At 42.7% G+C, this 12,953-nt stretch carries 14 protein-coding genes; 4 read left to right on the forward strand and 10 right to left on the reverse strand.

All coding sequences use genetic code 11. The features are described 5' to 3' along the window. Positions 1–568 (reverse strand): pseudouridine synthase (locus tag ACEN33_RS10370; protein ID WP_407095035.1); only part of this gene is annotated, 568 nt, incomplete at its 3' end. A 100-nt stretch (positions 569–668) separates the two neighbouring features. Here ACEN33_RS10370 and ACEN33_RS10375 point away from each other — a divergent pair. Beyond that, positions 669–1,157 carry a DUF1456 family protein gene (locus tag ACEN33_RS10375; protein WP_407090698.1) on the forward strand — a complete coding sequence of 163 codons (489 nt, stop codon included), beginning with the start codon at positions 669–671 and terminating at the stop codon, positions 1,155–1,157. On the opposite strand, the gene ACEN33_RS10380 is transcribed toward ACEN33_RS10375, so the two are convergent. Continuing rightward, on the reverse strand, positions 1,154–1,576 hold the full coding sequence (locus tag ACEN33_RS10380; protein WP_407095037.1) for a pyridoxamine 5'-phosphate oxidase family protein: 423 nt from the start codon (positions 1,574–1,576) through the stop codon (positions 1,154–1,156). The two genes, ACEN33_RS10375 and ACEN33_RS10380, sit on opposite strands and share 4 nt — an antisense overlap. A 198-nt stretch (positions 1,577–1,774) precedes the next feature. Between ACEN33_RS10380 and ACEN33_RS10385 the strand changes: the two genes are divergently transcribed. Beyond that, entirely contained in the window at positions 1,775–2,437 is a 663-nt protein-coding gene (locus tag ACEN33_RS10385; RefSeq protein WP_407095039.1) for a hypothetical protein, read from the forward strand. 383 nt (positions 2,438–2,820) lie between these two features. Here ACEN33_RS10385 and groL read toward each other — a convergent pair whose 3' ends face one another. The 3 genes from groL to ACEN33_RS10400 form a co-directional block, all read right to left on the reverse strand. After that, complete coding sequence (gene groL / locus ACEN33_RS10390; protein ID WP_407095041.1) at positions 2,821–4,449, reverse strand: chaperonin GroEL; 1,629 nt, start codon at positions 4,447–4,449, stop codon at positions 2,821–2,823. Between the two features lie 27 nt (positions 4,450–4,476). Then, positions 4,477–4,743, reverse strand: a complete 267-nt coding sequence (locus ACEN33_RS10395) for a co-chaperone GroES (protein WP_407094180.1) — start codon at positions 4,741–4,743, stop codon at positions 4,477–4,479. 155 nt (positions 4,744–4,898) lie between these two features. Continuing rightward, positions 4,899–5,561 (reverse strand): redox-sensing transcriptional repressor Rex, encoded by a 663-nt coding sequence (locus ACEN33_RS10400; protein WP_407090703.1) that lies wholly within the window; start codon positions 5,559–5,561, stop codon positions 4,899–4,901. Positions 5,562–5,879: 318 nt separating this feature from the next. Between ACEN33_RS10400 and ACEN33_RS10405 the strand changes: the two genes are divergently transcribed. Next, positions 5,880–7,850 (forward strand): ATP-binding cassette domain-containing protein, encoded by a 1,971-nt coding sequence (locus ACEN33_RS10405; protein ID WP_407095043.1) that lies wholly within the window; start codon positions 5,880–5,882, stop codon positions 7,848–7,850. Between the two features lie 329 nt (positions 7,851–8,179). Here ACEN33_RS10405 and ACEN33_RS10410 read toward each other — a convergent pair whose 3' ends face one another. Then, on the reverse strand, positions 8,180–8,860 hold the full coding sequence (locus ACEN33_RS10410) for a hypothetical protein (protein WP_407095045.1): 681 nt from the start codon (positions 8,858–8,860) through the stop codon (positions 8,180–8,182). A gap of 419 nt (positions 8,861–9,279) precedes the next feature. Between ACEN33_RS10410 and ACEN33_RS10415 the strand changes: the two genes are divergently transcribed. After that, on the forward strand, positions 9,280–9,453 hold the full coding sequence (locus ACEN33_RS10415; RefSeq protein WP_407094177.1) for a hypothetical protein: 174 nt from the start codon (positions 9,280–9,282) through the stop codon (positions 9,451–9,453). Between the two features lie 359 nt (positions 9,454–9,812). On the opposite strand, the gene tsaD is transcribed toward ACEN33_RS10415, so the two are convergent. The 4 genes from tsaD to tsaB are packed head-to-tail and all read right to left on the reverse strand — an operon-like array spanning position 9,813 to position 12,601. Further along, positions 9,813–10,835 (reverse strand): tRNA (adenosine(37)-N6)-threonylcarbamoyltransferase complex transferase subunit TsaD, encoded by a 1,023-nt coding sequence (gene tsaD / locus ACEN33_RS10420; RefSeq protein WP_407095046.1) that lies wholly within the window; start codon positions 10,833–10,835, stop codon positions 9,813–9,815. Further along, the gene (rimI, locus tag ACEN33_RS10425; RefSeq protein WP_407095047.1) at positions 10,832–11,242 is read right to left on the reverse strand and encodes a ribosomal protein S18-alanine N-acetyltransferase; all 411 of its coding nucleotides are present in this window, start codon (positions 11,240–11,242) and stop codon (positions 10,832–10,834) included. Before rimI (ACEN33_RS10425) ends, tsaD begins: the two co-directional genes overlap by 4 nt. Then, on the reverse strand, positions 11,235–11,807 hold the full coding sequence (gene rimI, locus ACEN33_RS10430) for a ribosomal protein S18-alanine N-acetyltransferase (RefSeq protein ID WP_407090707.1): 573 nt from the start codon (positions 11,805–11,807) through the stop codon (positions 11,235–11,237). The genes rimI (ACEN33_RS10425) and rimI (ACEN33_RS10430) overlap by 8 nt, the downstream gene beginning before the upstream one ends. A gap of 35 nt (positions 11,808–11,842) precedes the next feature. Then, the gene (tsaB, locus tag ACEN33_RS10435) at positions 11,843–12,601 is read right to left on the reverse strand and encodes a tRNA (adenosine(37)-N6)-threonylcarbamoyltransferase complex dimerization subunit type 1 TsaB (protein ID WP_407095048.1); all 759 of its coding nucleotides are present in this window, start codon (positions 12,599–12,601) and stop codon (positions 11,843–11,845) included. Positions 12,602–12,953: the final 352 nt, after the last annotated feature.

The raw sequence follows: 12,953 nt of genomic DNA on the forward strand, positions 1-12,953 counted from the left end.
TCGTTTTACTTTCGGTTAGCCAAGATTCTATCTTCCCCTGGGGTTTGCGAACGACGCCTTCAACCAACGCAGTATAGATGCGTTCTTTGACAATCGTGTGCCAGTTTTCTTGCAATTTTTCTTTAACTTCTTCGGTTTTAGCGTAGATCATGATGCCAGATGTGTCGCGGTCCAGGCGGTGCACGACGAAGATGCGGTTACGGCGGTTGCCTTCTTGCACGTATTTTGTGACTTGACGGTAGGCTGTATCTTCTGCGTAGTCTCTGCCAGCTACGGATAGGATACCCGCTTCTTTGTCAATCACGATGAGGTCATCGTCTTCATGTAAGATTTTTACGCCTTCAAGCGCAGCGGTCTTTTTCGCTCCTTCATTGGATAAAACGCCGACTTTTTGCCCTTTCTTCAATGGATGATTAAATTGTGTGACAGCTTTTCCATCGACAAAGAACTGCCCACGCGCTAGCATGGATTTAACATTGTTGCGACTCTTTGGTGCTAATTGGTTGATCATAAATTTGAGTAATTCGGTTGCTTCTTCGGCTGTGTAATAGGTCATATGTTTGTTCATTCAACTCACCTTTTCATTTACTTCTTATCTTTGTAGTATAGCAGAAAAATACGCCAAAGTTTGGTATAATCACCCTACAAGATGAAAGGTAGGCAATTAAATGAATAATAATGATCGATTAACCCGCTTGCGTTACGCCCTCGACATCAAGGACGAGGACATGATAATTATTTTCCAGATGGGTGGTTTGGCCGTTAGCCAAGCAGAATTACTCGCTTTCTTAGATAAAATACCTAACGAAGACAGACTCGCTGAAAATGAGTATGCAGAGAATTTAAGTGATGCAGCTTTCGAACGCTTTTTAAATGGTTTAATTATTTCACAACGTGGGGTAAAAGACGGTGCCAGTGGCCCAGCATTAGAGTTAAACTCGCAAAACGCGAATAACTTATTACTGAAAAAAGTGAAGATTGCGTTGAAATTAACGAGTGAGGATATGTTAGACATTTTAAATTTGGCAGGGGTTGAGCTTTCTAACAGCGAATTAAGTGCTGTTTTACGCAAAGAAGGCCACCGCAATTATAAGCCCTGCGGCGACCGGTATGCGCGTAATTTCCTCAAAGGTTTGGCGATTGATTACCGAAGTTAGATTTCGAAAGTGTACTTGTGCCCTTGAGACATGCTGTGATAGAAGCCTTCGCCTTCGTATAAATGAAAAACTTGCATGCCTTGGCGAATGTCGTCATCAGGATACACTTGCTCAACATAAGGATTGTTCGCAAGCAGTTCCTGAAGGCGGTCTTTCCCAACTTGGCGCACTTTTCCCTCGATTCGGATCACTTGAACGAGATAGCCTTCTTCAGACATTGTGGTAATAGCGATATTTGGATTGTGCTTAAGTTGTTTATAAAAATCCGTCGTGGGACTGGTCATGAAAAAGACGCCCTGCTCGTTAGCCACGCCGATATGGGCATGTCTCGCATGCGGTTTTCCGTTCTCGTCCACCGTTGCAAAGACAGCAACTTTCATATCTTTTTCCAGAATTTGCATAATATCATTTACTTCCATGTTAACACTCCTTCGCTCTTTATTTTCTTTTATTATAGCATATGGATTCGCTTTTATAAAATTATTTTATATAGGTGAAATGTAACACAAATGTGAAGAGGATATGATATTTTCAAGTGGATATTGCTTTTTATTACCGATAACTGTACATTAGATATATTAATGAATGAATATGGTCTGACCATAGGGGGAAGAATGTTGAAAAAATTAATCTTATTTAGTTCTTTATTTATACTAGGCGGGTGTGGGTACTTGGACTCAGAACCACCAGCTGGGAGAACTGAGGGCTACGTACACGAACCCGTCCAAGATGGAAATGGTAATAAAAATGAAGAAGCAGAAATACAAACAGATTCTGAATCAGCAGTTGAGACTGAAAAAGTTTCTGAAGTGGAGACGAACACTGAAGACGAGGTCAAACTTGGGATGGCAATCTTTGTGCCAGATCCCGAATTAATGGTGTACTTACCGATTGAAGTGGCCGAAGAAGAGCTAGATTATACAGAAGATGAGTTAATTTACTGGAATAACTTGGCGATTGAATACGGACTGCCAACTTACGATGGTGTCAGCGACTTTAACTTATTCGCTACTGCAGTGCAACAAGCGATAGACGCTGCACAAGAATCTGTGTATGAAGAACCTGTCTATGAGGAGCCTGTTTACGAAGAACCGGAGTCTTCATACGAAGAGCCGTCTTACGAGGAACCAGATTCTTCATATGAGGAACCTTCTTACGAAGAGCCCATTGATGAAGGTTCTCTACCAGAAGAAGAAACTTCAAGTAATGATTATTATAATTACGATTTCAGTAATAATAGTAATCGCAGCGATGTGTTTGGTAATGATGGAAGTGAATAGAGTTTAGGTAAGAACCGCCGACTTGGGAATTTTCCTGGGTCGGCGGTTTTTTGTGGGGATTTTGGTTTTCGGGGTGTCGAGTCGGATCACGACGCTATGGAAATTCAGTTGCGGGGCGTCGTGTGGTGAAACGACACTCCGTATTTTCATTTGCGGTACGTCGAGTCGGATCACGACGCTATGGAAATTCAGTTGCGGGGCGTCGTGTGGTGAAACGACACTCCGTATTTTCATTTGCGGTACGTCGAGTCGGATCACGACGCCCCGCATTTTCCAGAAAGCTCACTGAAAACTCAAAAAACTCCCGACCTACTTCATCCACTCTGATAAAGTAAGCCGGGAGGCTATTTTATTTTATATTATTTTACATATTAAGCTACAGCTTACATCATTCCTGGCATACCGCCACCCATTCCTCCGGCCATACCCATATCAGGCGTTTCAGATGGAATGTCTGCGACAACTGCTTCAGTTGTTAATAATAAAGCTGCAACTGAGGCTGCATTTTGTAGGGCTGTACGTGTTACTTTAGTTGGGTCTACGATACCAGCGTCGATCATGTTTTCGAATTGACCTGTGGCTGCGTTGTAGCCGATACCTTTGTCTGACGTACGGATTTGTGACACAACGACTGAACCTTCTGCGCCGGCATTTTCAGCGATTTGGCGAATTGGTTCTTCAAGTGCGCGAGCAACGATTGAGATTCCTGTTGCTTCGTCGCCTTCTGCTTCAAGTGCGTTCACTGCGTCTTGAACGTTCACAAGTGCAGTTCCCCCACCTGCTACGATACCTTCAGCAACTGCGGCACGTGTTGCGTTTAATGCATCTTCGATACGTAGTTTGATTTCTTTTTGTTCTGTTTCAGTTGCAGCACCGACTTTGATGACTGCTACTCCGCCACCTAATTTAGCTAGGCGTTCTTGTAATTTTTCACGGTCGAATTCACTTGTTGTTTCTTCGATTTGTCCGCGGATTAAGCCAACGCGGTTTTCGATTTGTTCTTTAGATCCAGCACCTTCAACGATGGTTGTGCTGTCTTTTGTTACTGAAACTTTACCAGCTGTACCTAAGTGGTCTGGTGTTGCATCTTTTAACTCAAAGCCTAATTCTTCTGAAATTACTGTTGCACCAGTCAGAATCGCTAAGTCTTCTAACATTGCTTTACGACGGTCACCAAAACCAGGTGCTTTAACAGCAACCACATTTAATGTTCCGCGTAATTTGTTTAATACAAGTGTTGGTAATGCTTCTCCTTCAATATCTTCCGCAATAATTAATAACGGACGACTTGTTTGCATTACGCTTTCTAGTAAAGGTAGCACATCTTGGATGTTTGTAATTTTACGGTCAGTAATTAATACATATGGGTTCTCTAAGTCTGCAACCATTTTCTCGTTGTCAGTTACCATGTATTGTGATAAGTAACCACGGTCAAATTGCATTCCTTCAACCACTGATAATTCTGTATCAATCGATTGTGAATCTTCAATTGTGATGACACCATCTTGGCCAACTTTTTCCATTGCGTCAGCGATTAATTCCCCTACTTTTTCATCTCCTGAAGAAACTGATGCGACTTGTGCAATCGATTCTTTTGAAGAAACGGGTTGAGATAATGATTGTAAAGCTTCAACCGCTGCACGTGTTGCCATTTCGATTCCGCGACGGATGCCAACTGGGTTTGCACCTGAAGTCACATTTTTCATACCTTCACGAGCGATTGCTTGAGTTAATAATGTTGCGGTCGTTGTCCCGTCACCGGCGATGTCGTTCGTTTTTGAAGCGACTTCCATGACTAACTGTGCACCCATATTCTCGAAGCGATCTTCCAATTCGATCTCGCGAGCGATTGTTACACCATCATTTGTAATTGTTGGTGATCCAAATTGTTGATCTAATACTACATTACGCCCTTTTGGCCCTAATGTTACTTTAACTGTATCTGCTAAGATATCAACTCCACGTAGTAGAGCTGCACGTGCATCTTCTGAAAATCTTAAATCTTTTGCCATATAATATTCTCTCCTTTAAATTCGATATTATGCTAAGACTGCTAATAAATCTTTGTGTTCAATAATCATCAATGACTCATCGCCATGTTCAACTTCTGTTCCAGAATAATTCTTGAAGAACACTGTGTCGCCAACTTTAACGCCATCTTTTTCTTCGATCTCTGGTCCAATTGCCACAATTTCACCGTATTGTTCTTTTTCTTTGGCTGAACTTGGTAATACGAAACCACTTGCTGTCGTTTCTTCTGTTTCTGCCACTTTGATAACAACACGTTTTCCTAAAGGTTTAATCATATTATACCCTCCAAATGATTTTATTTTTATATTTAGCACTCGTTTTATTTGAGTGCTAATGGTTTAATCTTATAATAGTCTAAATTGGTCAAAAAATCAAGTCATAGAATTATCTTTTTCGAAAAAAAAGGCACACCTTTTGGCGTGCTTTACAATTATTTTTTTTCAAAATCAGAGAAATCCTCTGCATCATCCTTATTACTATCAATGAAGTAAATGAGTGTCTGTAGTTCATTCGTCAGGTCCACATTTTGAACACGAACGCTGCGCGGTACATCAAATCTAAGTGGCGTGAAGTTCATGATTCCTTTCACTCCCGCCTCGATAATTCGGTTCACAATATCCCCTGCGACGTCTTGTGGGACTGATAAAATAATAATTTCAATTTGTTGTTGTTCGATTTGCTCTTCCAATTCATCCATTGAATAAACTGGGACACCACGTTGAATTGTTCCAATTATGTCAGTATTTACATCAAACGCGGCTCCAATTCGAACATTGCTATTCTTCCGGAAATTGTAGTTAATCAGTGCATTTCCCAAATTACCTACACCAACCAGACCAACCGACGTTAAGCGATCTTGATTTAAAATACGCGAGAAAAAGTCTAATAAGTGATCTACATCGTAACCGTAACCACGTTTCCCCAATGCCCCAAAATATGAAAAGTCACGACGAATGGTCGCACTATCTACTTTTACAGCTTCACTTAATTCCGTTGAAGAAATGCGCTTTTTCCCTGCATGTTGCAAGAATCGTAAATACCTATGGTAGATGGGTAATCTCAAGGCAGTCGCTTTTGGTATTTCTTTTGCCATAAATTGCCTCCTCCTAGGTTTATCTATATCTAATTTTTAAGTCATGCTCATTATAGCACTCCTTCACAAAATTTGTCCAAATGTAACCTTCGAGGGTTTACATTTATTGTGAACTCCGAGCCTATTTAGCCTAACTTTTATATTCTAATATATTTTATAGTGAGAATAAAGCTTTTTATGTGAAATATTATGCAAAATGTACATTAATTCGAATATGGTGGTGGTTGGGTGAGGAATTTCATTTTATTATTTTATATTTTGTTAAATAGGTGTGTGTGGGCTATAATAATTAAGAGTTCAAATAGAAGGAGTCATCGAATGATTTTACTACAAGCTAATGACGTTGCGCGTCGCTTTGCTGATGTGACGCTGTATGAGAAAGTTTCATTTAATATCCAAACGAATGACCGCATTGCTCTTGTTGGGCGAAATGGTGCGGGAAAATCAACATTAATAAGTCAAATTATGAAAACAGAACCGATTTCTGCAGGGGAAATTACACGCTCACGCGATTTGCGGGTGGGTTATTTAGAGCAGCATGTATCGATTGATTCAGACCGCTCGATTTGGGAGGAGATGTTACATGTCTTCTCGGATACCTTGGCCTTGCGCGAAAAGGCGGAGGTGGCAGCTGAGCGAGTGGCTGAGTTGAGTGAGGATTGGGAATCGAAGGAATATCAAAATGCCTTAAGTGCCTATGATCAGATTCAACAACAGTTGGCAGAATCGAATGCCTATGGGGTGGAGTCGGAAATTCGGACGGTCTTACATGGCTTTCAATTTTATGAGGAAGATTACGACCGCCCTGTTGAATCGCTATCGGGTGGGCAAAAAACTAGACTCGCTTTGGCGCGTATTTTGCTAATGTCTTATGATCTTTTGATCTTGGATGAGCCGACTAACCACTTGGATATGCAGACACTGAATTGGCTCGAAGGCTACTTGCGTGGTTACCGGGGTGCGCTGTTGATTGTATCGCATGACCGCTATTTTTTAAATCGGGTGGCCAATCAAGTCCTCGAGTTGCGTAACAATACGTTGCATACGTATAAAGGGAATTATGATTTTTATTTAAAAGAGAAAGCACTGCGCATGGAACAAGAGTGGAAAGAATACCAGAAGCAACAAAATGAGATTGAGAAATTGGAAGAATTTGTTGCAAAAAATATTGTCCGAGCGTCTACGACGAAACGTGCGCAGAGTCGCCGGAAAAAATTAGAAAAAATGGACCGTATCGAAAAACCGAAGCAAGATACGAGAGCACCGCGAATTGAGTTCAGTGCAAGTCGCGACAGCGGAAACCGTGTGATTGAAACGCGCGACTTGACGATTGGTTATGAAGAGCCGATTGCTAAAACTATAAATATGGACTTGCGTCGCCAAGATGCGATTGCGATTGTAGGGCCGAATGGGGTCGGAAAGACGACTTTCTTGAAGACTATTTTACAACAAATCCCTGCGCTTTCTGGGGAAGTTATTCTCGGAAGTAATGTCGATATTGGTTACTATGACCAAAATGTGAATCAGTTGGATGGAAATCAAACAGTGTTGGAGACGCTGTGGCAAGCGCACGATACAACCGATGAATGGAAAGTGCGTTCGATTTTAGGGAGTTTCTTGTTTAGTGGCGAGACGGTTGAGAAGAAAGTGTCGATGCTGAGTGGTGGCGAAAAGGCCCGCCTGAGCTTGGCACTGCTGGCGACCGATCATGACAATACTTTGTTATTAGATGAGCCGACCAACCACTTAGACATTGATAGTAAGGAAGTTCTGGAAGAAGCGTTAATTGATTACGACGGCACGCTACTGTTCGTGTCGCACGACCGCTATTTTATTAACCGCATTGCGACCAACATTTTGGAAATATCACCTGATGGCGCGTCGCTTTATTTAGGTGATTATGATTACTATATTGAGAAAAAACGTGAGTTAGAGGAAATCGAAGCTTTACGTGAGCAAGATAGTCAGGACGAGGCCACTCCTAATAAGGAAATGTCTCAAAACCAGTTCACTTATGAAGAAACAAAAGCTTTGAAAAAGGACTTGCGGAAACTTCAAACTAAAGTCGATGAGGCAATGGCAGAAAGTGAAGCCATGGATGCCTTGATCACAAAGCTTGAAGCGGATATGTTAACGGCGAATGAAGCCAATGACCAACCTGAGTTAGCTGATTTGAATAAAAAATTGATTCAAGCAAACGAGCGTCAAACCAATGCGCTGGAAACTTGGGAAGAGGCAAGTATTGAACTTGAGGCTTTCATGGAAGAGCATCCGGGAATTGAGATTTAGATATAGCACGAGAAAAACACCAAACTTTGTGAGAAGTTTGGTGTTTTTTGTTGAGTGTTATTGGTTGCGGGGCGTCGTGAGCGTGCACGACACTACGGAAATTGGCTTGCGGAGTGTCGTGAGTATGCACGACGCTACGCATTCGGATTTGCGGGGCGTCGCGGGCATGCACGACACTACGCATTTGGATTTGCGGTACGTCGCGGGCGTGCACGACACTACGCATTCGGATTTGCGGTACGTCGCGCACGAACACGACACCCCGCAAATCCCGAAAATACTTCTAAGGTTAGATTTTCCCAGAGGTCTTTTGGTTTCATTTTATATAATTACGGGACAACCCAGCCTTTCACAATCCCCCGCGCTTGAAGTTGAGCAGCGGTTGCGCCTGCCTTATCGGCCATATGATTTTCCGCTTGGCTTGGGACAATATACTCATCAAGCAGGACTCGCGATTTTTCCACAAATCCGAGCTCAATGAAGCGCGGATCTGCTACTTGATATTGTGTCCCGATTCGCACAGCCTGGTTAACTTCATCGGAGAATTGCACCCAGGCCTGACTCACAACATACTCGCTCCCGCCAATTCGAAAGACGTACCCGCCTTGTTGCGTCGCTCCTAAATATTCAACCGGCTCGCTGACAAACATTTTCTCGTAAAAACCAACCGCTTCAAATCCTTCATCAAAATACCCATCCCGGTAAGCCTTCATTTCCATAGCTTGGTACGGCATATCGATCATGAAAAATGTTCGTTTGAAGTTGCGAATTGCGGCAGACTCTTTACTCGCTTGCTCAATTAAATCACCGTATTGAGAATATCCCCGAACAACTCCTACCCCAAATATTGTGAAAGCGATAAGGGTTAGAATGAGTATTATTTTTGGGATTAATAAATTAACATAATACAGACAGGAAACTAGTAAAATAGAGAGAATAATTACGACTAATAAACCCCAAGCAAAATATCCATAATAAAATTGCTCCATCGCTATCCATTGTTCGTACATATTAGCCCCCTCTTGAATTTAGTTACTTTATTTTAATACATTCTGGATAAAAAATCTATTGGAACATGCGATTGGCTAGTGGGTTTGGGCGTCGCGGATCGGCGCGATAAACCGTAAACATGGATACGGAGTGTCGTGAGTCAGCACGATACTACGGAAATTGGCTTGTGGAGTGTCGTGAGCGTGCACGACACTCCGCATTTGAGTTTGCGGTACGTCGCGAGCTTGCACGACACTCCGCATTTGAGTTTGTGGTACGTCGTGACCGTGCACGACACTCCGTATTCGGATTTGCAGTTCATGGCGAATAGAGGTTGTTCATCTAAAGCAACCGCCTATCCATACACCCTTTCAATCGCAATCCCAAATCCGAATATGTATAATGAATGTACCCACGGTCAACTAAAGGAGGAACTATCATGCCTGAAATCAAACATAAGGAACGCGAGCCACACCTTGATAAAGAAGAAGACGTTATCATCAAGTCAGGACGCTTTAGAATTTATTTTCAAAACTACTATACAATTATTTCTTTAATCAATGATATTCTTACCGGTGGCCTATATTTTATAGGAAGATTTCAAATATTCTAGGAGCACCCGTTATAATCGGAAATATCGCATACTTGTTAGGTGGCTTTTTTCTGCTTATGCGTCCCATTTTGAAAATTTTCCGAAATGTATTTATCTATAATGAAGAAGAGTACCAACGTGAGGTTATCGATGTGGAAATAGAAAATGAAGATCAGTCCGAATAACTCGATGATATTTATCCACAGTTCAACATATACAACTAAGTTTATCGCTTTTTCCGGCATGCGGAGTGTCGTGATAAGGCGCGACACTCCGTATTCAAATTTGCGGTACGTCGCGACGCCTCTCGACGTCCCGCATGCTACTAAAAAGGCCACTGAGGTTTATTTCCTCAGAGGCCTGTCCTATTCTTATTTTCCCTACTCACCTAACATCAAGCCAGGGATCGCATTGATATCTAATTCACTGAAGTCTTTGTCGGCAAACATATGATGTGCGCTGGCTCCGATCATTGCTGCATTGTCTCCGCACAATTTTAAGGGTGGAATAATTAATTCTACTTCTGGAAATTCAGTCGCTAGGCGCGTTGACAACTCCCCGCGCAGTCCGGAGTTGGCTGCCACTCCCCCAGCTAAGATAAATTGGCAAACTTCTGGATGTTCGCGTAAAGCTTTGCTTGCTTTTTCTACCAACACTTCTACGGCTGCAGCTTGGAAGCTTGCAGCTAAGTCTTCAGGCACAATCTCATCGCCACGCTGTTTCGCGTTATGCACGATATTCATTACGGCACTTTTCATGCCGGAAAAGCTGAAGTCAAAATTGTCCTCGTGTATCATCGCACGCGGAATTGCGTATGCTTCAGAATTTCCTTTGCCGGCTAACTCGTCTAAATATTTTCCAGCGGGGTAAGGCAAGTCTAGAATCCGTCCCACTTTATCATAAGCTTCACCAACGGCGTCATCTTGCGTTTCACCAATAATTTCAAATGAAAATTCTTCTTTCATATAAACGAGTTCAGTATGTCCACCACTGACAATCAGCGCCATTAATGGAAACTTCAGCGGTTTAACCAATTGACTGGCGTAAATGTGACCAGCTAAATGGTTGACTGCCAGCAATGGTTTGTTGTGCACCATTGCTAAAGTTTTTCCAGCTGTCACCCCAACTAATAAAGCGCCCACGAGTCCGGGTCCTTGTGTAACCGCGATTGCGTCCATGTCTGCGACGCCATACCCACTTTCTTCCAAAGCCATATCAATCACTTGGGTAATTTGCTCCACATGGTGACGGCTCGCCACTTCGGGCACAACACCACCGAATCGCATGTGACTTTTTATTTGTGATGCGACGATATTTGATAAGATTTCTCGTCCGTCTTGAACGACCGCCACACTTGTCTCGTCACAACTTGTTTCAATAGCTAATATTAATGATTCACTCACTCGATCTCCTCCTTTCGCCAAACCATATTCACCGCATCGTCCTGCGGATTTGAATAATAATTCTCTCTCACTGACACCAACTCAAACCCCACACTTTGATACAATTTTATCGCCACTTGGTGTTGGCTTCGCACCTCTAGAAAGGCACTGTCTACATCTTTTAAAGCCTTTTTCAATAAACTATTTCCTAAACGGCGCCCGCGAAATCGCGGATGCATGTACACGCGCAGGACTTCGAGTTCGCCGAACAACACTTGCCCAGCAACGTAACCTTGAATCGTGTTCCCGTCGCACAAAAACCAGTAGCGCATGAAGCGGTTTGTTAACTCACTTTCGAACTGTTCTGGGGTCCATCCAAAGTCATGTAAACTTTCCATAATAAAATTGCGCTCAATTTGTTTAAGCATTAGGCATCTCCCGTTTTAATAAAAAGGCTGTTTCTTTGTTGTCTGAATAATAATTTTCCTTGATGCCATGCTTCTTAAAATCTTGTCCGTAATATAAACTTTGCGCAATCGTGTTAGATTCGCGCACTTCGAGCGTAATTATTGGCACTTCTTCGATTTCAGCTAAGCGAATCCACAAGTCGAGTAATTTTGAGCCGAGTCTTTGGTTTTGATATTTTTCCCGGACTAATAAATGACTGATGTGCGCACCCTTTGCAAGAAACCGCCCTGAAATCATGGCTACGACCTCTTTATTGGTCGTATCTTCCACTAAAATATAGACGCAATACGGATTTCTTAACCAATCGTGTTCAAAATCTTGTTGAGTCCAGGCGTGGAAGCCTTTGTAGGCATCATTTTCCAATTCTATAAAAAGCGGTACGTCCTCAGCTTTCGCAAGTCGTATGCTAAAAGACTGGTCCGAACGGCTCCATAGAGGCTCTTCATCAATAATTGGCCTAATTCGGTCCATGATAATATGATTCACTTGCCTCGCATTTTGAATGCGTCTAATAAATTCTTGCATCACACTTACCTGCAACTTTCTATCAAAAAATTTAATCATTTAAAATCAATCAGCTCGTCTGGATTCGGAGCATCGCTGTCGGATTTCTCCGCCCATTCTTGTTCCGCCAAAGTCGCGTGTGCATAATTAGGTGCTAATAAGGTTGGCTCCTCAATCTGCGTCCAAGCAACTTTTCCAAACGTATGCACCGCATGTGGATACGCGTTCCAGTCGTCGATGACCGTTAATTTAGTTGTCGGCAGTTGACGGCTCGCCATTTCCACAAACTCATCAATGTCGGTTCCAACGAGAGTTAAGGTGCTGTTCGAGTTTATATGTTTTTTTATTTTCGCTAAAAATACGTCGAATTTTATATGTTGATCGTGCTCAACCGCTTCTAAAACGCCTTGGTTATCATATTTGTATAAGGCGGTGTAAGCCGTCTGGCGGCGGGCATCCATAATTGGCAGGACAAAATCGGTCTGTTCCGAAGCCGCTCCAGCCATTAAAGCCAGCGAGGAAACGCTATATAGAGGCAATTTCGTCGCGTTCGCCCATACTTTTGCGAACGTCACACCGATGCGCAGTCCCGTGTATGAGCCCGGCCCGTTTCCGACAATAATTGCGTCAATATCACTCATTTTCCAATCGACTTGCTTTAAAATATTTTCAACCGCAGGTGCGAGTGTCTGGCCGTGCTGACGCTTGCCCAAGGTTGTGGTTGAGGCTTTTATAGTAAAATCCGTTGGCAACTCGCCCTCGGCTAAAGCCACGGACAGCGCCTTTGTTGATGAATCAAATGTAATGAATTTCATAATAACCTCCTTTAATCAATTTACGTGCATTCATATTATCATAATTCAGTCGCTCGTTCCATAATACGGGGTGAAATATGGAGTGGATGTGAGCCTGCGGGGCGTCGTGAGATGGCACGACGCTACGCAAATCAGTTTCCGGAGCGTCGCGGGTCAGCACGATGAACCGTATTCGCGAATGCGTAGTGTCGCGAGACGGTGCGACGCTACGCAAGTCAGTTTCCGTGTCAAGTCCATAATCTTGTGTAAAAGTCTCAATGTAGTTATATCATCTGGTCATCATGCACATTACACTTGTAAGAATGTCCGAGCGTTATTTTCCCAATTTTCGTGGAAATCAATTAATATCGAA

It is taken from the genome of Ruoffia sp. FAM 24228 (assembly GCF_045528575.1).
GTDB lineage: Bacteria > Bacillota > Bacilli > Lactobacillales > Aerococcaceae > Ruoffia > Ruoffia halotolerans.

Coding starts and splice junctions, on each gene's coding strand:
- ACEN33_RS10375 (WP_407090698.1), top strand. CDS start 669: ATGAATAATAATGATCGATTAACCCGCTTGCGTTACGCCCTCGACATC.
- ACEN33_RS10380 (WP_407095037.1), bottom strand. CDS start 1,576: ATGGAAGTAAATGATATTATGCAAATTCTGGAAAAAGATATGAAAGTT.
- groL (WP_407095041.1), bottom strand. CDS start 4,449: ATGGCAAAAGATTTAAGATTTTCAGAAGATGCACGTGCAGCTCTACTA.
- ACEN33_RS10395 (WP_407094180.1), bottom strand. CDS start 4,743: ATGATTAAACCTTTAGGAAAACGTGTTGTTATCAAAGTGGCAGAAACA.
- ACEN33_RS10400 (WP_407090703.1), bottom strand. CDS start 5,561: ATGGCAAAAGAAATACCAAAAGCGACTGCCTTGAGATTACCCATCTAC.
- ACEN33_RS10405 (WP_407095043.1), top strand. CDS start 5,880: ATGATTTTACTACAAGCTAATGACGTTGCGCGTCGCTTTGCTGATGTG.
- ACEN33_RS10410 (WP_407095045.1), bottom strand. CDS start 8,860: ATGTACGAACAATGGATAGCGATGGAGCAATTTTATTATGGATATTTT.
- ACEN33_RS10415 (WP_407094177.1), top strand. CDS start 9,280: ATGCCTGAAATCAAACATAAGGAACGCGAGCCACACCTTGATAAAGAA.
- rimI (WP_407095047.1), bottom strand. CDS start 11,242: ATGCTTAAACAAATTGAGCGCAATTTTATTATGGAAAGTTTACATGAC.
- rimI (WP_407090707.1), bottom strand. CDS start 11,807: ATGCAAGAATTTATTAGACGCATTCAAAATGCGAGGCAAGTGAATCAT.
- tsaB (WP_407095048.1), bottom strand. CDS start 12,601: ATGAAATTCATTACATTTGATTCATCAACAAAGGCGCTGTCCGTGGCT.